We start from the raw sequence: 18,980 nt of genomic DNA, 5'->3' as shown, positions 1-18,980 counted from the left end.
AAATTTGCCTTAGTTTTTATTTATACAATTTAAATTTTCAAATGCGACAAGCAATCTTTTTACCATACTTTCCTCACCACATCTTAGCCATTTGCGTGGATCGTAGTATTTTTTGTTTGGTTTATCTTCGCCTTCTGGGTTGCCGATTTGACCTTGCAAATATGCTCTGTTTTTGAGCTCATACTCTCTCACGCCGTCCCAAAACGCCCACTGCGTATCGGTGTCGATATTCATCTTAACCACGCCATAGCTTACAGCGTCTTTGATATCTTTGATCTCGCTACCGCTACCGCCGTGGAATACGAAATTTACAGGTTTGGCGTCATTTAAGCCAAATTTTTCTTGCACGAATTTTTGCGAATTTCGTAGAATTTCAGGGCGAAGCACGACATTTCCCGGTTTATACACGCCATGCACATTGCCAAAGCTCGCTGCAATCGAGAAATTATCGCTGATTTTTTTAAGTCTTTCATACGCAAGCGCGACATCTTCTGGTTGCGTGTATAAAAGCGCGTTATCCACGCCTGTATTATCCACGCCATCTTCCTCGCCACCTGTTACGCCAAGCTCGATTTCTAAGGAAATTCCTAGCTCGCTCATCTTTTTAAGATAGCTTTCGCAAGTGCTTAAATTTTCTTCCAAACTCTCTTCGCTAAGATCTAGCATGTGAGAGCTAAATAGTGGCACGCCGTGCGCTTTTTTATACCCTGCGCTTGCCTCTAATAATCCATCAATCCAAGGAAGCAGTTTGCGCGCTGCGTGGTCAGTGTGTAAAATCACAGGCACGCCATAATACCTAGCTAGCAAATGCACCTGCAAAGCACCTGCGACTGCGCCCATAATTGCGCCATTTTCGCACTCTTTGCCCGCATAATAACTCGCTCCGCCATTGCTAAATTGGATAATCACAGGAGAGTTTGCCTTTTTGGCGCTCTCTAAGACAGCATTTACAGAGTGGCTTCCTACGACATTTACAGCAGGGATTGCAAAACCCTCGCTCTGCGCGTATTTGTAGAGTTTGCTAACATCATCGCCAAATAATACACCAGCTTTAACTACATCTAAAACACCCATTTTGCACCCCTTTTTTAAGATTATTTGTATTCGATTTTTGCTTTTTTAAGCAGATCTTGCGCCAATTTTTCTGAATTTGCGGCTGCTTTTTCTTGGCGGATTGAGCCTTCGATTAGAGGTTTTACCTCGCTAACTGGGACTTGGCGTTTTGCGATTTGATCCTCTTTTAAGATTACATGGTAGCCAAATTCTGTCTTAACAGGAGTTTTTGAAATTTCACCTTTTTTTAGCGCAAATGCAGCGTCCGCGAAAGGTTTAACCATAGCGCCCTCTTTTGGAAACGCTGGCAGTGCGCCACCTGATTGTTTTGCGGCTGGCTCGATTGATTTGGCTTTCGCGATTTCGCTAAATTTAGTGATTAGCGCGCCACCATTTAGACCTTTTAACTCATCAATCACAGCCTTTGCCTCGGCGTCCGTTTTGACCAAAATATGGCGAACTTGGGCAAGTTCTGGATTTACAAATTTGGCTTTATTTTTGTTGTAAAAGTCTTGAACCTCTTTGTCGCTGATTTTGATTTTTTTGGCCTCTTTTGATTGCCATACGCGCACAGCTAGGTTGTCTTTTTGGAACTCTAACTCTTTTTTATAAACTTCGTCGTTCATAACGCCTGCTTTTTTAGCTTGTTCTACGACAAGTTTTCTAGCGATAACGCGGTTTAAGATATCTTTTTTGGTGTTTGCTGGCAGTGAAGCGAATTGTTGTGGAGCGATACCTTGGGCTACTAGAAATGGAATAACATCGTTTTCTGTGATGTTTTTGCCATTAGCAGTCGCTAAAACTGTCGCATTTAGGCCCATGGCCACAGCTAAACTAAGTGCTGAAAAAACTAATTTATTCATTTAAATTCCTTTGTAAAAAAAATCGCAAGATTATAGCCAAAGCTGGTTAATGATTAAAATTTTGCCCGCCTTAGGATACGCATTTTCGCGTATCTATGAGCGGGTCAGTGTAATTGAAGTGAAATTTATTTTACTTCTACCTTCGCGCTTTTGCGAAGTTCTTGTAGTTTTTGCTCTAATGCAGCGCCTGCTTGTTGGCCTTTGATTAAATTTTCGATGAAAGGCTTGGCTTCATCTTGGCTAAGCTGTTTTTGAAGTTTAGCATCTTCTTTGAGCACGATATGATAGCCTAAATCAGTTTTGATAGGGGTTTGCGTGATAGCGCCTCTTTTAAGCTTGCTTGAAGCGTCCCAAAACGCTTTTGGCATCATTTCTTGGGTAACCCATGCAAGATGACCTTTGGTTTGTTTGGCCTCAGGCACGATTGATTTAGCTACCGCAAGCTCTTCAAATTTTGCCACCAAAGCGTCGGCTTTTGTGTTTTTTAACTCTTTGATAATAGCGTCAGCTTCGGCCTTTTTCTCCACTGTGATATTAGATAGCAACAAAGCGGCTGGTTCGACGAAAGCAGATTTGTTTTCGTTGTAAAATTTAGCGATATCAGCGTCGCTTACTTTGATTTGCTTTGATAGTTGGTGTTGATACATTTCGATAGCGATTCTATCTTGTGCTGCTTTTAGGGCGTCTTTGTATTCTTGTAGATTTGTAACGCCACTTTTTTTAGCCTCAGCGGCTAAAATTTCGATATCAATCGCTCTTGCAAGCACCATTTGTTTTTCTTGATTGCTAAGCGTGGCTGGATTTTTGCCAAGTGCTGCTATGTGCGGGGCGACCTCGGCCTCTGTGATTGGTGCGCCATTTACTGTGGCGAAAACTGTCGCATTTAGGCTTACCGCCGCTGCTAAACTTAGGGCTGAAAATAGTAATTTTTTCATTAAAATTCCTTGTAAAAAAATGCGAGATTATAGCCAAAAAGCTGTTAATAATCAAAAATTTTGTGTAAAATAAGGGCATGAGAACGAAAAAAGATATTTTGGAAATCAAAAATTTATTGTTAGAGCACTTTGGCGAGCCAACAACTGAGCTTAAATTTAGGAATTTATACGAGCTAATCGTCTGTGTCATGCTTAGCGCACAATGCACCGATAAACGGGTAAATTTAATCACACCTGCGCTATTTAGGGAGTTTCCTGACATACACTCGCTGGCAAATGCAAATTTGGGCGCAGTTAAAATGCTAATAAATTCGTGCAGTTTTTTTAATAACAAAGCGCAAAATTTAATCAAAATGGCAAAGTCTGTGGTGGAAAATTTCGGCGGCGAAATCCCACTAAATGAAAAGGATTTAAAAAGCCTTGCGGGGGTCGGGCAAAAGACAGCCCATGTCGTGCTAATCGAGCATTGTGGGGCGAATTTTATCGCCGTGGATACACATGTTTTTCGCGTTTCACACAGGCTTGGGCTAAGCTCGGCAAAAACGCCAGAACTTACCGAAAACGACCTTACAAAGGCATTTGTAAGCGACCTAAACTACCTGCACCAAGCTTTGGTGCTATTTGGACGATACACCTGCAAAGCCGTAAAACCGCAGTGCAAAGAGTGCTTTTTAGCGCACCTTTGCAAAAGTAAGGATAAAATTTTATAAATTTTGAGTGTTTGTCATTATCTCTCGCACGGCATTTAGGATTTTTTCTACCGATTTTAGCTCAACTTTTTCATGCGTGCTGTGTGGCGAAGTGATATTTGGCCCAATCGAAGCTGCCTGTATAGCGCTATCTTTTGCGATAAAAACGCCACACTCTAACCCGGCATGGACGGCACCCAGTCTAGCAGTTGGCACAAATTTTTGCAAATTTTTTAAGATAAATTCGCTAAATTCGCTAATTTGTGGTTGCCAAGGCTGGCTAGTTTCGCCAAAAACGCATTCCAAGCCAAAATTCTCAGCCGACATTTTGGTTTGATATTTCACCCCTTTTAAGCCCTTTTCGCTCATCGATCTAGCGTAAAACAAAAGTTCAAATTTGCCGTTTTTTTCACCAGCCAAAGATAAATTTATGCTAGTCCCAGGTAAGCCTAAATCATCGTTAAAATCCCTAACGCCTTGTTTAAATTCGCAAATGAGATTTAAAATATTGTCCGAATTTTCATAAATTTCGCACTCTTTAAACCCTAAAAATTTATGTTTTATAAAATTTGGAAAATTTGAAATTTCATTTTCGAAAATTGCCGTTATATAAGCCTTTGCGGGGATTGAATTTGCCCTTTCGCCACCACTAAATTTAGCGATTTTTCCGCCATTTTTGGCGATAAATTCGGCTAAAAATTTAATCGCATTTGGCAGGTTTTTATGAATTTCGATTCCACTATGACCGCCCGGAAAATCATCGATAAAAATCTCATAGCAAAAGCCGCTTCTCTTCTCGCGCACACTATCGCAAATAGCGCGAATTTCGGCACTTCCTGCGCACCCGATTATGACTTCGTTTTCATCTTCACTGTCTAAATTTAGCATTTTTTTGCTTTTTATCTCTGCGTTAAATTCTCTAACGCCCCAGAGCCCCACTTCTTCGTTATTTGTAAGGACTGCTTCGAAGTTCTCAAACTCGCTCATCATCGCCATTATAATGGCTACGCCGATTCCATTATCAGCCCCCAAAGATGAGTTTTTCGCGCTTAAAAATCCGTCCTGCTCTACTAGCTCGATACTCGGCGCAAGTCCCACGCCAACCATATCATAATGCGCTTGCAAGCAAATTTTTGGCTCACCTTTGCAGACATAAATATTTCCTGCGTTATCAACTTCCACGCTAAATTCGTGCTTTTTAGCAAATTCTACTAAAAAATCTCGCAATTTTTCCGTTTCATAGCTAAGGTGCGGAATTTCGCAAATTTGGCGAAAATAATTCATAACTTTTTTCATTTTTTCGCCTTATTTTCGCTTATCACTTACGATTTTGCCCTCGTAAGTGGTCTTTGCGATAGCTTCTAGCATTGCCTTTGTATCGGCATCATCGCGCGCTAGCACGCTGGCTGTTTTAGTTGCTAACTCCACGCGCGCGCTGATTACGCCATCACACTCGCTTAGGGCCTTTCGCACCATTTGCGTGCAAAGCGGGCAATGTATTTTCTCTACATAAATTTCAATCTCTCTATCAGCAAAAACCGCGCTAACAAGGGCAAATAATAGTAAAATTTTACGCATAAATTTCCTTATTTTTGTTTAATACTTAAAATTTTGGCTTTTTCGTATTTTGCGTTTTTCAAAGCCTCGATCATAGTGTTCGTATCGGCGTTATCTTCGGCGATGACGACCACTTTTTTCTCGCCCTCTTTTGCCTCGACGCTGATTACCCCATCGCATTTTTGCAAGGCAAATTTAATCGAAGCTGCGCATAGATTACAATGGATTTTTCCGACTTGGATTTCGATTTCGCGCTGTGCAAAAAGCGCGCCACAAACGAGTGATAATAGTAAAATTTTACGCATAAAATCTCCCTAAAATTTCAGGATAAAATAGAAGTAAAAATATCAAAATTCCACTTAAAATGTAAATAAAATACCATTTTTTGCGACCTGCGCCGATAACGCATGAGTTTTTGCGAAATAGCACGAAATAAAGGCTCGTAATGTAAAAAACAATGGAAATCGCCGTAAAAATGGGGCGAAATCTCGCCAGCTCGTCCGTAAAGGAAAGTGCCGAAAAACTCACCCCAAAAAGCAAAAACAAAAGCGCTGGCAAACAGCACAAAGTCGCCATAAATGCGCTTATAATCGCTAGAACGATAAATTTTAGCCTACTCAAATTTCGCGACTTTTATAATCGTAGCTAAATTCTTTCGGGTCGTAGTAATTTAGCGTTTGTCCGTCCGTTTCGCCATAAACATAACCGAAATTGTTTATCGGAAATTGCGCTGGGCGCGGACTTAGCGTGAAATCTCTGCCATAATTAAACCCTATCCAGCACATCTCCCAGTTGCCAAAGAGATATTCGCGGATTTGCGCGATTTTTTGGTCGTCGTTTGTGAGTTTTTCGCCAAGTCGGACTTTGGTGACATCGGCAGGATCTACTGGAATCCAGCCATATCCTTTGAGATAAAACTCAGCGCGACAGTGTTGTCCGCCTGAAATATGGCTAAATCCGTCATCTTTGGGTGCTGCGCCCATTTGAGATGAGAAGCGCGACGCGCCCACACGGATACCAAACATTTCGCGCGCAGGTATCCCAGCAGCCCTCGCCAAAGCCACAAAAACTGAGTTTATGTCGGTGCATTTGCCACTTAATTTACCGCTACTTAGGATTTGCTTCACATCGCCTAGCCCACACCCAAGCACGCTGTTATCGCGCTCCATGGTGTTTGCCACCCAGGTGTAAATCGCCCTAGCCTTTTCTAAATCGCCTTTGATATTTCCTACGATTTCATCTGATTTTTGTTTAACCACGCCGTCGATTTGAATTTGCGTAGTTGGCTGCAAAAATTTAGCGATTTCGGGGGTTAGTTTTTCGTTTTCGTTGAAATTTACCTTCGAAAAATCGGTATTTCGCTCTGTGGTTTGCACATCGAAACTGATATCAAGTATCGGAGTTTCGCTTCCGCTAAATTTCGCATAATATGTCGGAATTTCGCCCTCAGTGATAAATTTCTCCGCTGCGTTTGAGCCGACCTTATAGTGCGAAATGACCTGCTGAAAATCGCTAGGAAGCACGAGCGGGACCCATACCTTGCTCTCTTTGCCGATCTCTTTGATAGCGTGTTTTAAACTAACGCTAAATTTGCGCGTTTTTTGCTCGGCTTCTTTGGCGCTCGTATCAGCCAAAACTACGCTAGGAGCGAAGCTAGCGACACCTAAAATACTACTAAATTTGAAAAAATCTCGTCTTTTCATTTTAAAAAATTCCTGAATAATCTAACCAAACTTGGCTCTAAAAGGCAGAGATTTTATCTTTTTAATGCTTTAAAATTGCTTTTTTAAATTTGCTTTGATAAAATGGCGCAAAATTTATGAAATTTAGGGTAAAAAATGGATTTAACTACCATAAAAAACGAAATGTTAAAAAAACTGAAAAACGCTCAAAATGCCGAAATTTTAGGTGCGATTAATGCTCTGCCAAAATTTGATTGCGAGGTGAGTTTTGGCGATGCTATAAGTGCGAAATTTGACGCAAACGAAGAGCAAATGGAGCAGATCAGGCAAATCGCACTATCGCTAAAACCTTGGCGCAAGGGGCCTTTCGCGCTAAATGAGCTTTTTATCGACAGCGAGTGGCAAAGCTTCATCAAATTTAACCTTTTGCGTCCTTATATTGATTTGGCGGGCAAAAATGTCGCAGATGTGGGGTGCAATAATGGTTATTATATGTATCGTATGCTAGGCCTTGGCGCGCGTAGCGTTACGGGCTTTGATCCTAGCGCGCTATTTTATCTGCAATTTTTGTTTTTACAGCATTTTATGCGAGCGCAGGCGATTTTCGAGCCGCTTGGCGTGGAGCATTTGCCGTTTTATGGGGCGAAATTTGACACGATTTTCTGCCTTGGCGTGATTTATCATCGCTCAGATCCTATTTCTATGCTAAAACAGCTCAAATCTGCGCTAAATAGCGGTGGTGAGGTGATTTTAGATACGATGTATATAGATATGGACGGGGATTTCGCGCTTACGCCAAAGGGCGGGTATTCTAAGATCTCAAATATCTACTTCGTGCCCACTATCGGCGCGCTTAGCAACTGGTGCGAAAGGGCGAAATTTAAGAATTTTGAAATTTTAGAAACCAAACAAACTGATTTTAACGAACAGCGAAAAACCGAGTGGATTGACGGCCAGAGCTTGGAAAATTTCCTAGATCCAAAAAACCCAAATCTCACTATCGAGGGTTACCCTGCCCCGAAACGAGTCTATGTCAAAATCAGCCTGTAAATACGCAAAATTTTACAAATAATTTTGCGTATTTTGTCAAATTTGGCAAAATACGCAAATAAATCATAAATTTTAATCAAATTTTTCTCTCTTTTTTAAAGTTTAATTTTAGTTTAATATTGGTAGAATTAAAAGTTTAGTTTATAATTTACAAAGGTTTTCTATGAACGCTCAAAATTTAATTCCATATTTGACCGATTTTTTGGCCACAGAACTTGAAAAAACAGGAGCAGACGCTTTCGTAGTTGGAGTCAGCGGAGGACTTGATAGTGCCGTAGTATCGGCATTGTGCGCCCTAACAGAGATCCCAACTCACGCCTTAATCATGCCTATGCCTAGCTCAAATTTAGCAAATTTAGGCGATGCGATTGAGCACTGCGATATGTTTGGTATAGACTACGAAATCCAAGAAATCGCCCCATTTATGGAGGCTTTCGCTTCGCTTGATACTGGCGCAGACAAGCTAAGAACTGGAAATTTTGCGACAAGAGTTCGCATGGGATTATTATACGATTACAGTGCAAAACACCGCGCAGTCGTAGTCGGAACAACAAATTTGAGCGAAAGAATGCTAGGATACAGCACGATTTATGGTGATTTGGCGTGTGCCTTTAACCCAATCGGCGAAATTTTAAAGACAAAAGTAAGCAAACTTGCCGAAGCACTTACTATCAATGAAAACATAATCGCAAAAACTCCAAGCGCAGATTTATGGGAAAATCAAAGCGACGAAAGAGAGCTTGGATATAGCTATGATATCCTAGATAGCGTGCTTAGAGATATCTTCTCTCGTCCTGAACTTCGCGAAAAAATCAGAGGCGGCAAAGAGATCACAAAAGATGATTTAGCATACTTGCTTGATTCGAATCACAACGCTGATTTATGCAAATTTATCACAAATAGAATGATAAAAAATAGCTTTAAATTACGCATGCCAAATGTAGCACAAGTAGATCCTAATGCTTAGGATTTCACATGAGGCAAATACCCTTTTTTAAAGCGCAGGTTGATGATAAAGAAGAATCGCTTATACTAAATGCCCTTCACAATCCACAAATAAAATACTCAGAAATTTTTGAAAACAAAATTTGTAAGTATTTTGGTGTGAATTACGCAATCTCCACTACTAGTGGCACTACTGCGCTTCATCTTGCGCTTTGCACACTCGGTGTCAAGCGCGGAGATAGAATTTTATGCTCGGTCAATTCATTTCCGCATGTAGCGGCGGTTATTAGGCATTTTGATGCTGAGCCGATATTTGTAGATATCGATACAAACACCTTTAATATCACCCCTGAAAGCTTTTCAAAAGCTATCGAGCTAAACAGACACAAAAAGCTAAAATGCGCCTTTATCTCGCATACAGCTGGGCTCGTAACCGATATGGACGAGATTTACGAAATCGCCAAAAAAGAAAATATCACTATCATAGATGACGCTTCTAGGGCCACAGGTGCTACATACAAGGGCAAAAAAATCGGCTCGTTTGAAAACTCGCTGTTTTCGTGCTTTCAGATAAATCCACAAGCCCAAGACGCAATCTCTACGGCTGGATTTTTCGTCACAAACAACGAAGGTTTGGCAAATTCTGCCAAAATTTTGCGCAATAACGGAATTGTGGGCGAAGCGTTTTATAAAGACGGAAATTTAGGCTTTACTTACAATGTAGATCGTATCGGTCAAAAATACGATTTAAACTCGATAAATGCGGCATTTGCATTATCGCAACTAGAAAAAACAGATAGTTTTATCAAGCGTCGCCAAAATATCGCAAAAATGTTTAGGAAATCTTTGGAAAATTGCCCTCATATCGAGCTTCCTACCGATAGCGCGGAGCATATTTATACACAATATATCATCAAAATCGACAAAAACCGCGATGATTTCGCGCGCGAAATGATTTCTAGGGGCATTGATGTAGGGCTTCACTATGTGCCACTGCACCTGCTGAGCTACTACAAATCTAAGTATAATTACAAAGTCAATGACTTCCCAAATGCGCTAAAAAATTATCAGCAAATTTTATCTTTGCCGATTTATGCCTCGCTTAGCGATGACGATGTGGCGTATATCTGCGAAAAAATTATAGAAATTGCGAGAAGCCGTGTTTAAAATTTGGCTCGAAAAAAATTTATACGATCCGGGCGTTATTTGGCTTATAATTTCATTTTTTTTGCTTCCACTCTCAATCATTTTTGGCTTTATTCAGATGATTAGGCGCGCTATAACTAAACCCAAAGATTATGACATAGCAGTAGTAAGCGTGGGAAATCTAACCCTTGGCGGAAGTGGTAAAACTCCGCTTGTGGGGGCGATTTTTACAGAATTTAGCCCCGAGATTCCTACTTGCATAATACTGCGCGGATACGGTCGCAAAAGCCACGGACTGCAATATGTAGCGAAAAATGGCGAAATTTTATGTGACATAAAAACCAGTGGCGATGAAGCCATGCTCTATGCCAAAACCCTAAAAAACGCAAGCGTTCTTGTGAGCGAAAACCGCGAAAATGCCATAATACAGGCCAAAAAAGATGGCTTTGCTCTTACGATTTTAGACGATGGATTTTCTAAATTTCATATAGAAAAATTTGAGATTGTTTTGCGCCCTAGCGATTCGCCACTTTTGCCTTTACCGCTACCAGTCGCGGGCTATCGTTATCCGCCAAATTTCTACAAATTCGCAGATTTTATTCCCAGCCTAGATGATATAAAATCCACTAGCGAAATTTCAAATTTCCCAAATCCACACACCGACAAGGAAAATACGATTTTAATCAGCGCAATCGCCAAGCCATGGCGCCTAAAAGAGTTTGAAAAACACGCCAAAGCTAGTTTTTATTTCCCAGATCACTATGATTTTAAAAAAGATGAAATTCAAAATTTACTTCATAAATCTAGCGCCACGCATATCATTTGCACCGCCAAAGATTTCGTCAAGCTCGAAAATTTCGGGCTAAATATCAGCGTAATCGAGCTTAAAACCACGCTTAGCGAAAATTTCAAAAACCAAATCAAAGCCTACATTACTAGCAAACTAAACCACTAAATTTGGAGAAAACAATGATAAAATCAAGTCAAATCGCAGAAATTATCATCTCAGCCCTACCTTATATCCGCAAATTTCGCGATAAAATTTTCGTCATCAAATACGGCGGCGCAGCCCAAACCGACGAGGTTTTAAAGCTAAATTTCGCTCGTGATATCACGCTTTTGCACATGGTTGGTATCAAGGTCATCGTCGTGCATGGCGGCGGCAAAAAAATCAACCAAACCCTCGATTTACTGGATATCAAAAGCGAATTTTGCGATGGTTTGCGCGTAACAAGCAAAGAAGCTATCGAAGTAACCGAAATGGTGCTAAGCGGGCTTGTAAATAAAGAAATCACCGCGCTTCTTAACCAAAACGGAGCCCCTGCCATAGGCATTAGCGGTAAGGACGGCGGACTTTTGAGGGCGAAATTTTTAGACCGCGAAAAATACGGCTTCGTAGGCGAAATCACAGATGTAAATACAAAAGTCATTTATGATTTGCTAGATCACGACTATCTGCCAGTCATCGCGCCACTTGCCGGGAGCGAAAATGACGAAAATATCAGCTTTAACATAAACGCAGATCTTTGCGCTAGCAAAATCGCTAGCTACCTAAAAGCCGACAAGGTGATTTTTCTAAGCGATATCGACGGCGTGCTAGATAAAGAGGGCAAACTCATTAGCAAACTCGATGAAAATTCGATCTGGGCTTTGAAAAAAGACGGCACGATTAGTGGCGGTATGATACCTAAAATCGATGCTTGTTTGGAGTGCATAAACACAGGCACCAAGGCCGCTCACATAATAAATGGCAAAATCCCACACTCGCTTTTATTAGAGCTTTTCACCGATACTGGTATCGGAAGTTTGATTAGATAAGGAGAATTTATGAAATTAGTTTCCACACGAGATTTTAGCGCCAGCGCCACACTTAGCGACGCACTACTAAGCCCAAGTGCTGCATTTGGCGGACTTTATACACCGCGCGAGTTGCCTAAATTTGCACCTGAATTTTGGAGTGAGTGCAAAGAGCTTAGCTACAAACAAATCGCTTTAAAGCTTATAAAAGCCCTAGATTTCGACATTTCGCCGGAGGTTTTCAAAACCGCTCTTGCTAGGTATGATAGTTTCGAAAACCCTGCCCTGCCACTTGAAATTTCTAAATTTAACGACAATACCTATATTTTGGAGCTTTATCACGGCCCGACGCTTGCGTTTAAGGATATGGCGCTTCAACCATTTGGTGCGCTTCTTGGCGAGCTAGCGGCGCAAAGAAATGAAAAATACCTCATAATCTGCGCTACTAGTGGCGATACTGGCCCAGCTACGCTTGAAACATTTGCAAACGACCCAAATATCAAGGTCGTATGTCTATATCCAGCCGGCGGGACAAGTGAAATTCAGCGCCAACAAATGGTAAAACAATCAGCCAAAAATTTAAAAATTCTAGGCATTAAAGGAAATTTCGATGACGCGCAAAGGGCGTTAAAATCGCTACTTAGCGATGATGATTTCAAAAACGAGCTAAAAGCTAATAATCTTTGCCTAAGTGCGGCAAATTCTGTAAATTTTGGCAGAATTTTGTTTCAAATCATCTACTACATTTACGCTAGCGTGCAATTTAGCAAAAATCCAAAATTTAGCGCGCACGATAAATTTGATGTAATCGTGCCAAGCGGAAATTTCGGCAACGCCCTTGGTGCGTATTTCGCCAAAAAAATGGGGGCAAATATCGGCAAAATCAAAATCGCCTCCAACGCGAACAATATCCTAACTGATCTAATCAAAACTGGAATTTACGATTTGCGTGGTAGAGAGTTAATTAGCACGATTAGCCCTGCAATGGACATTTTGATTAGTTCAAATGTCGAGCGCGTGCTGGCTGATTTATTCGGCGATGTTCGCACAAAAGAGCTTATGGCTAGCCTTGCGCAAGATAAATTCTACGCCCTTAGCAAAGATGAGCTTGCTAAGCTTCAAAGCGAATTTGAGGCTGATTTCACAAGCGATGACGAGTGCTCGAAATTTATCAAAGAAGCTAGCAGTAGTGGCCGTCTCATCGACCCGCACACCGCAAACTGCTTCAAACTTTTAGGTGGCGATACACCAACTCTCATCGTTTCTACGGCGAAATGGATAAAATTTACCCCGTCGATGATAAAAGCGATAAAATCTCGCCCATGCGAAGACGAAAAGGCCGATATGATCGCACTTTCAAAAGAATTCAAAAGCGATATTCCAGCCCAAATTTCACGCCTTTTTGCCAGCCCTGAAATTCACACGAGCATAATCGAGCAAAACGAGATTAAAAACACGATTATTGATTGGATAAAACTATGATTATAATACCTGCTCGCCTAGCCTCAACTAGGTTTAAAAACAAAATTTTATGCGAATTTGCCGGTGTGCCGATGTTTATCAAAACAGCGCAAAACGCCGCGAAAGTAGATAGCGTGCTAATCGCAGTCGATGATGAAAAAATCCTGCAAATCGCTAAGGATTACGGATTTCGCGCCGTTATGACAGATGAAAACCACCAAAGCGGCACAGATAGAATAAACGAAGCCGTGAAAAACGCAAATTTAAGCGATGATGAAATTTTAATCAATGTCCAAGCCGACGAGCCGTTTTTTGAGACGCAAAATTTAATTAAATTTAAAGAATTTGCCACCAGCGCGATCAAAAACGGCGCATTTATGGCTAGTTGCTACAAAAAAATCGACCCCACAAGCGCGCAAGATCCAAATTTAGTCAAGGTGATTTTGGACAACCACGGCTTTGCGATTTATTTTTCACGCGCGCCGATACCTTATCCAAGAGCCGAATTTAAGGACTATTTGGGACATATTGGGATTTATGCGTATAGTGCAAAAACCTTGCGCGAATTTTGCGCCCTACCGCCTAGCGTGCTAGAAAATACCGAGAAATTAGAGCAACTTCGCGCCCTAAGTGCTGGCAAAAAAATCGCAATGTTGCAAATTGCCACAAACAGCGTCGGAATCGACACGCAAGAAGATTATGAAAAAGCGCTGAAAATTTTTGGGAAATAAAATGGATTTTAACGAATACAAAAATGCCGTCCAAACCCTGAATTTATGGGCGAGAGCGTATTACACGCAGGATAATCCAATCGCTAGCGACGAAGAATACGACACGCTATATAGCAAGGTCGAAATCTTCGAGCGCGCCCACCCAGAGCAAATTTTGCCATACTCCCCTACTTTGCGTATCGGAGGCGAGCTTAGCGAGGGTTTCGAAAAGCTTTCTCACGGCGCGCAAATGTGGTCTATGGAGGATATCTTTAACGACGGCGAGCTTTTGGCGTGGCTTGGGCGTGGAGAAAAGGCAAATTTAGAATTTTATGTCGAGCCGAAATTTGACGGAGCAAGCCTAAATTTGACCTATGAAAACGGCATTTTAATCTCTGCTGCCACGCGTGGGGACGGCAAAATCGGCGAAAATGTAACCGCCAATGCAAGAGCGATAAAATCTATCCCGCTTCAAATCCCATATAACGAAAAAATCGAAATTCGTGGCGAAGTTTTGATTGCTAAAAGCGATTTTGACGCTCTAAACGATGAGCGCGCGCAAAATGGCGAAGCGCTGTTTTCAAACCCGCGCAACGCCGCAGCTGGAAGCCTTCGCCAGCTAGATAGCGCGGTCGTAGCGAAGCGAAAGCTTCAATTTATCCCTTGGGGCGTGGGTGAGCATAGATTAAATTTCGCGCGACATAGCGAGATTATGGAGTTTGTGCGAAGTCTTGGCTTTAAGAGAGACGATTTTAGGCGAATTTGCGCGAGTGCAAATGAAATCCGCAAGGCTTACGAGGATTTACACGCCCTGCGCGATAAAAAAGATTTGATGCTAGATGGCATGGTGCTTCGCATAAACGATATCGCAAAGTGCGATTTGCTGGGATACACCGTGAAATTTCCGCGTTTCATGGTGGCGTATAAATTCCCTGCCGTTGAAAAAATCACAAGGCTAGTTGATATAAATTTACAAGTTGGCAGAACAGGCGTCATCACCCCTGTGGCGGTGGTCGAAAGCGTCAATATCGACGGGGCAAATGTCAGCAACGCTACGCTTCATAATTTCGATGAAATCGAGCGTTTAGGGCTGATGAAAAACGATTTTGTGGGAATTATACGAAGCGGCGATGTAATCCCAAAAATCACAAGCGTCTTTGCTGGGCGCAGAGACGGCTCACAAACGCCCATAACTCGCCCTAGCGCGTGTCCTGTATGTGGCGGTGGTCTGCTCGATGAGGGTGCCTTGATAAAATGTCAAAATTTGAGTTGCAAAGCACGAATTGTAGGGGCCTTGATCTATTTTTGCTCGAAAAAATGTATGAATATCGAAGGACTAAGCGAGGCTACGATTACCCTGCTTCATAGCCTTGGCAAAATCAATGAAATTGCCGATATTTACGCGCTTAGCGAAGCTGATTTTGTGGGGCTTGAAGGCTTTAAAGATAAAAAAATTTCAAACCTCTTAAACGCCATAAATTCGAGCAAGGGCGCGCAGCTTTATCGCTTCATCAGTGGGCTTGGTATCGAGCATATAGGCGAGGTCGCAGCGCGCAAAATCGCCGAGAGTTTCGGCGAGAAATGGCTAGACGCTAGCTTTGAAGAGGTGCTAAATTTAGAAAATTTTGGCGAAGCTATGGCGAAGAGTTTTTGTGAATTTTGCGCCGAAAACGAAGAGAAAATTCGCAATTTAATCAATATTATAAATCCGCAAATTTCTAAGAGCGAAACCACGCAAACCGCCTTTACAGGCAAGACTATCGTGCTTACTGGCACCATGTCGCGCCCCAGAGATGAGATCAAAAACCGCCTTTTGCAAATGGGCGCAAAGGTTTCGGGCTCAGTATCGGCCAAAACCGATTTTGTGATTTATGGAAGCGAGGCTGGAAGCAAGCTAGATAAGGCAAATGCCCTTGGCGTGCGCGCGCTAAGCGAAGATGAGTTCGAGGAAATGGCGCGTGAGATTTGATAATTTCGTAGCAGACGCTCTAAAAATCAGCCGAAACAAAGCCCAAAATCTCATTAAAGAGGGCAAAATTTTGCTAAATGGCGAGATTTTAGGCAAGCTCTCAGCCGAAGTAACAAGTGGCGAGATTAGCGCGACAGACGAGATTTTCGTAAGCCGTGGCGCGCTGAAATTAAAGGGATTTTTAGATGAGTGCGCGCTTGATATCGCGGGCGTGCGCGCCCTAGATATCGGCTCATCGACGGGCGGATTTGTGCAAATTTTGCTAAAATACGGCGCAAGCGAGGTCGTAGCCCTTGATGTGGGAAGCGCACAGTTAGATGATAGCTTGCGCTGCGATCCGCGTGTAATCGTGCGCGAAAACACCGATATCAGGGAGTTTGAGAGCCAAACGAGTTTTGAGCTAATCACCTGCGATGTGAGCTTTATCGGGATTGAGAAAATTTTGCCTAGCATTTTGCGCCTTGCTTCGCGCGATATAATCTTGCTTTTCAAACCGCAATTCGAGGTCGGCGTGGGCGCAAAACGAGATAAAAAAGGCGTCATAAAAAATCAAAAGCTAGTAGAGCAAGCAATGGCGAAATTTGAGTTAAACTGCGCTAAAATGGGGCTTATAATGATACAAAAACTCCCTTGTCAAATCAAAGGCAAAGAGGGAAATCAGGAGTTTTTCTATCATTATAAAAAAGGAGAATAGATGAAATTTAAGCAAATTTTAATTTTAACTTTAACTACATTTTTCCTGGGGGCGTGCGCCAAAAGCATTTCGCCAAACGCGCCTATCACGCGGGATTTTGACATAGCTAAATTTTGCGGCGGCTGGTATGAGATAGCCCATATCAAGGGCTTTACAGGCGAGTTAGAAAACACAGCTTATGAGATTTTTGTCGATAAAAACGGCTCGATAAATATGCTAAAATCAGCCCAAAACCAAAGCGGAAAAATCAAATTATCTAGCGAAGAACTAGCCTTTGTGGGCAAAAAATCCGAGGGAAATTTAGTTCGCAAAGGCATGATAAAAAATGCCAAATTTAGCGTCGCTCAAACCGATGTGGATTACAGTTACGCGCTCGTTTTTGGCGAAAACACAGGCGAGCTTTATATGCTTTCGCGCACCAAAACCATGCCCGAACTCATCAAAAATATCTACCTAAACAAAGCCAAAGAAAGTGGCTATGACACCCAAAAAATCGTATGGACGAAGCAAAAATGAGTGAGCCTAGCGAAATTTCAATCCTAGCCAAATTTGGCGAAAACGAGAAATTTCTAAATTTAAATGGAGCGAAAAAAAGCGAGATTAAAGCCCTTGCTATCGGCAATTTCGATGGATTTCACAGGGCTCATCAAAAGCTATTTGACGCTCTTGGCGAGCATGGTGGCATAGTCATAGTCATCGCCGATACTGCGCCCAAACTCACGCCACCTAGCCTAATTAGCCGAATTTGCGAAAAAGAGATTTTTTACTGCGATTTAGTTAGGGTGAAAAATTTAAGTGGAGCCGAATTTATCGCGCTTTTAAACGCAAATTTTCCAAATTTGGAAAAAATCGTAGTCGGAAATGATTTTAAATTTGGCAAAAATAGAGCCAGCGACGCAGAGTTTTTGCGCGCGAATTTCGCCGGTGAAACGCTCATAATCGACGAGTATAAAATCGACGGCGTGGGCGTGCATACGAGGCTGATAAAGGAGTTTTTAAACGCTGGCGAGTGCGAGAAGGCGGCGCAGTTTTTGGGGAGGGAGTATGAAATCTCTGGCAAAGTCATCAGCGGTCAAGGACTAGGCGCAAAGGAGCTGTTTGCGACGCTAAATCTGGATGCTAGTGAGTTTTATATGCCAAAATTTGGCGTTTATGCCACGCTGTGCAGGGTAAAAAACAAAATTTACAAAAGCGTATCTTTTATAGGGCACAGGGTCAGCACGGATAGCAATTTCGCCATAGAAACGCACATTTTAGGGGAGTTTGGCGCAAATTTCACGCCAAAGAGCGCGAGCGTGAAATTTATCAAATTTATCCGCGAAAACAAAAAATTTGCAAATTTAAGCGAATTAAAAGCGCAAATTTCAAGCGACATCGCCCTTGCTAGGGAGATTTTAGGAAACAAATATGAAAGATGAAATTTTCAAAACACCGATAAAAAAGCAGTTCGAGTTCGACAAAAGCGTCGCTAGCGTCTTTGACGATATGATCGCGCGCTCGGTGCCGTTTTATAAGCAAAGCTCAGAGCTTGTTTGCGAGCTTTTGGCACGGATTTTGGCTCATGGTGCCAAAGCCATAGACCTTGGCTGCTCGACGGCTGGGATTTTGCTTAGCTTGTATCAAATGCGCCCTGATTTGGCGCTTTTTGGCGTGGATAACTCCGAAGCAATGCTAGAAATCGCCGCGGCAAAAACCGCTGCCTTTGGCGCGCAGATAAAATTTTCGTGCGAAGATATCTTAGAGTGCGATTTTAAGGGCTTTGACGCCGTGATTTTAAACTACACTTTGCAATTTATTCGCCCGATAAAACGGGCGGAATTTATGCGCAAAATTTATGAAAATTTGGGCGAAAACGGGGTTTTGATTTTCGCTGAAAAGCTCGTTTATGAGGATAAAACGCTTAGCAAAAATATGATTGAAATTTACGAAAATTACAAAGAAAATCAAGGCTATTCGAAGTTCGAAATCGCCCAAAAACGCAAAGCGCTCGAAAATGTGCTGATCCCATACACAGAGAGCGAGAACAAAACGCTCGCGCTTAATGCCGGATTTGCCAGCGTGGAAATTATCTTTAAATGGGCAAATTTCGCTGTTTTCATGGCGATAAAATAGTCGAATTTACCTTTATTTTTGCAAACACTGCCCCGAAAATTTTGTGTTTTGCAAATTTATTGCAAACGGCTTTTAAATGTCGCAGAGCCTAGATTTCGCAAGCATAGTGGCAAGCCTTACGCATTTTCTAGCACGAGCGAAAAATTACAGCGCGACACTATGGCGAAAATCGAGCGAAACGACAAAATCATAAAAGCAAATTTAGGCAAAACCACGCCAAATTTAAGCGAAGCGATAAAAGAAAACTTTGGCGACCTAGAATTAAAAAAAGAAATTCAAACTCTTTTTAATTCCGATAATTTTAAAATTTAAGCCAG

At 41.9% G+C, this 18,980-nt stretch carries 22 protein-coding genes; 14 read left to right on the top strand and 8 right to left on the bottom strand.

From position 1 onward, the window contains the following. Positions 1 to 9: 9 nt before the first annotated feature. From fbaA to OFN98_RS02260, 3 genes are all read right to left on the bottom strand, one after another. Complete coding sequence (fbaA, locus tag OFN98_RS02270; RefSeq protein ID WP_270858916.1) at positions 10 to 1,074, bottom strand: class II fructose-bisphosphate aldolase; 1,065 nt, start codon at positions 1,072 to 1,074, stop codon at positions 10 to 12. Positions 1,075 to 1,094: 20 nt separating this feature from the next. Beyond that, entirely contained in the window at positions 1,095 to 1,916 is an 822-nt protein-coding gene (locus OFN98_RS02265) for a peptidylprolyl isomerase (protein WP_270858917.1), read from the bottom strand. Positions 1,917 to 2,041: 125 nt separating this feature from the next. Continuing rightward, a complete protein-coding gene (locus OFN98_RS02260) occupies positions 2,042 to 2,851 on the bottom strand; it encodes a peptidylprolyl isomerase (protein WP_270874722.1) in 810 nt (269 codons plus the stop codon). Between the two features lie 77 nt (positions 2,852 to 2,928). Between OFN98_RS02260 and nth the strand changes: the two genes are divergently transcribed. Further along, positions 2,929 to 3,561: an endonuclease III gene (gene nth / locus OFN98_RS02255; RefSeq protein ID WP_270874723.1), complete on the top strand. Its 633-nt coding sequence runs from the start codon at positions 2,929 to 2,931 to the stop codon at positions 3,559 to 3,561. On the opposite strand, the gene OFN98_RS02250 is transcribed toward nth, so the two are convergent. Genes OFN98_RS02250 through OFN98_RS02230 form a run of 5 tightly spaced genes read right to left on the bottom strand, consistent with a single transcriptional unit; the run spans position 3,556 to position 6,800 of the window. Continuing rightward, on the bottom strand, positions 3,556 to 4,836 hold the full coding sequence (locus tag OFN98_RS02250) for a M20/M25/M40 family metallo-hydrolase (protein ID WP_270874724.1): 1,281 nt from the start codon (positions 4,834 to 4,836) through the stop codon (positions 3,556 to 3,558). The two genes, nth and OFN98_RS02250, sit on opposite strands and share 6 nt — an antisense overlap. A 9-nt stretch (positions 4,837 to 4,845) precedes the next feature. Further along, a complete protein-coding gene (locus tag OFN98_RS02245) occupies positions 4,846 to 5,118 on the bottom strand; it encodes a cation transporter (RefSeq protein ID WP_270861746.1) in 273 nt (90 codons plus the stop codon). Positions 5,119 to 5,126: 8 nt separating this feature from the next. Then, positions 5,127 to 5,402 carry a heavy-metal-associated domain-containing protein gene (locus OFN98_RS02240; protein WP_270874725.1) on the bottom strand — a complete coding sequence of 92 codons (276 nt, stop codon included), beginning with the start codon at positions 5,400 to 5,402 and terminating at the stop codon, positions 5,127 to 5,129. Further along, positions 5,395 to 5,718 carry an aryl sulfotransferase gene (locus OFN98_RS02235; RefSeq protein ID WP_270874726.1) on the bottom strand — a complete coding sequence of 108 codons (324 nt, stop codon included), beginning with the start codon at positions 5,716 to 5,718 and terminating at the stop codon, positions 5,395 to 5,397. The genes OFN98_RS02240 and OFN98_RS02235 overlap by 8 nt, the downstream gene beginning before the upstream one ends. Beyond that, complete coding sequence (locus tag OFN98_RS02230) at positions 5,715 to 6,800, bottom strand: transglutaminase-like domain-containing protein (RefSeq protein WP_270874727.1); 1,086 nt, start codon at positions 6,798 to 6,800, stop codon at positions 5,715 to 5,717. The genes OFN98_RS02235 and OFN98_RS02230 overlap by 4 nt, the downstream gene beginning before the upstream one ends. Positions 6,801 to 6,935: 135 nt before the next feature. Here OFN98_RS02230 and cmoB point away from each other — a divergent pair, with 135 nt between their 5' ends. The 13 genes from cmoB to OFN98_RS02165 all read left to right on the top strand — a co-directional run bounded on the left by cmoB (position 6,936) and on the right by OFN98_RS02165 (position 18,975). Next, on the top strand, positions 6,936 to 7,829 hold the full coding sequence (cmoB, locus tag OFN98_RS02225; RefSeq protein WP_442868108.1) for a tRNA 5-methoxyuridine(34)/uridine 5-oxyacetic acid(34) synthase CmoB: 894 nt from the start codon (positions 6,936 to 6,938) through the stop codon (positions 7,827 to 7,829). Positions 7,830 to 7,992: 163 nt separating this feature from the next. Next, positions 7,993 to 8,796 carry an NAD(+) synthase gene (gene nadE, locus OFN98_RS02220; RefSeq protein WP_270858926.1) on the top strand — a complete coding sequence of 268 codons (804 nt, stop codon included), beginning with the start codon at positions 7,993 to 7,995 and terminating at the stop codon, positions 8,794 to 8,796. An 8-nt stretch (positions 8,797 to 8,804) separates the two neighbouring features. Then, positions 8,805 to 9,941: a DegT/DnrJ/EryC1/StrS family aminotransferase gene (locus OFN98_RS02215; RefSeq protein ID WP_270874728.1), complete on the top strand. Its 1,137-nt coding sequence runs from the start codon at positions 8,805 to 8,807 to the stop codon at positions 9,939 to 9,941. Further along, positions 9,934 to 10,875 (top strand): tetraacyldisaccharide 4'-kinase, encoded by a 942-nt coding sequence (locus OFN98_RS02210; protein WP_270874729.1) that lies wholly within the window; start codon positions 9,934 to 9,936, stop codon positions 10,873 to 10,875. The genes OFN98_RS02215 and OFN98_RS02210 overlap by 8 nt, the downstream gene beginning before the upstream one ends. 14 nt (positions 10,876 to 10,889) lie before the next feature. After that, entirely contained in the window at positions 10,890 to 11,738 is an 849-nt protein-coding gene (gene argB / locus OFN98_RS02205) for an acetylglutamate kinase (protein ID WP_270874730.1), read from the top strand. A 9-nt stretch (positions 11,739 to 11,747) separates the two neighbouring features. Beyond that, positions 11,748 to 13,199 (top strand): threonine synthase, encoded by a 1,452-nt coding sequence (thrC, locus tag OFN98_RS02200; protein ID WP_270874731.1) that lies wholly within the window; start codon positions 11,748 to 11,750, stop codon positions 13,197 to 13,199. Further along, complete coding sequence (gene kdsB / locus OFN98_RS02195) at positions 13,196 to 13,909, top strand: 3-deoxy-manno-octulosonate cytidylyltransferase (RefSeq protein WP_270874732.1); 714 nt, start codon at positions 13,196 to 13,198, stop codon at positions 13,907 to 13,909. Before thrC ends, kdsB begins: the two co-directional genes overlap by 4 nt. Before the next feature lies 1 nt (position 13,910). After that, complete coding sequence (gene ligA, locus OFN98_RS02190; protein ID WP_270874733.1) at positions 13,911 to 15,857, top strand: NAD-dependent DNA ligase LigA; 1,947 nt, start codon at positions 13,911 to 13,913, stop codon at positions 15,855 to 15,857. After that, on the top strand, positions 15,847 to 16,551 hold the full coding sequence (tlyA, locus tag OFN98_RS02185; RefSeq protein WP_270874734.1) for a 23S rRNA (cytidine-2'-O)-methyltransferase TlyA: 705 nt from the start codon (positions 15,847 to 15,849) through the stop codon (positions 16,549 to 16,551). Before ligA ends, tlyA begins: the two co-directional genes overlap by 11 nt. Then, positions 16,552 to 17,067: a lipocalin family protein gene (locus tag OFN98_RS02180; RefSeq protein WP_270874735.1), complete on the top strand. Its 516-nt coding sequence runs from the start codon at positions 16,552 to 16,554 to the stop codon at positions 17,065 to 17,067. It abuts the gene before it with no gap. Continuing rightward, positions 17,049 to 17,969 carry a bifunctional riboflavin kinase/FAD synthetase gene (locus OFN98_RS02175; RefSeq protein WP_270874736.1) on the top strand — a complete coding sequence of 307 codons (921 nt, stop codon included), beginning with the start codon at positions 17,049 to 17,051 and terminating at the stop codon, positions 17,967 to 17,969. Before OFN98_RS02180 ends, OFN98_RS02175 begins: the two co-directional genes overlap by 19 nt. Continuing rightward, positions 17,959 to 18,663: a carboxy-S-adenosyl-L-methionine synthase CmoA gene (cmoA, locus tag OFN98_RS02170; RefSeq protein ID WP_270874737.1), complete on the top strand. Its 705-nt coding sequence runs from the start codon at positions 17,959 to 17,961 to the stop codon at positions 18,661 to 18,663. Before OFN98_RS02175 ends, cmoA begins: the two co-directional genes overlap by 11 nt. A 48-nt stretch (positions 18,664 to 18,711) precedes the next feature. Continuing rightward, positions 18,712 to 18,975 carry a hypothetical protein gene (locus OFN98_RS02165; RefSeq protein ID WP_270876581.1) on the top strand — a complete coding sequence of 88 codons (264 nt, stop codon included), beginning with the start codon at positions 18,712 to 18,714 and terminating at the stop codon, positions 18,973 to 18,975. Positions 18,976 to 18,980: the final 5 nt, after the last annotated feature.

Origin of the sequence: Campylobacter sp. JMF_15 NE4 (assembly GCF_027737645.1) — a bacterium.
Lineage (GTDB): Bacteria > Campylobacterota > Campylobacteria > Campylobacterales > Campylobacteraceae > Campylobacter_B.
The sequence above is the reverse complement of the archived record's forward strand: the minus strand, read 5'-3'. Positions and strand labels throughout refer to the sequence as shown.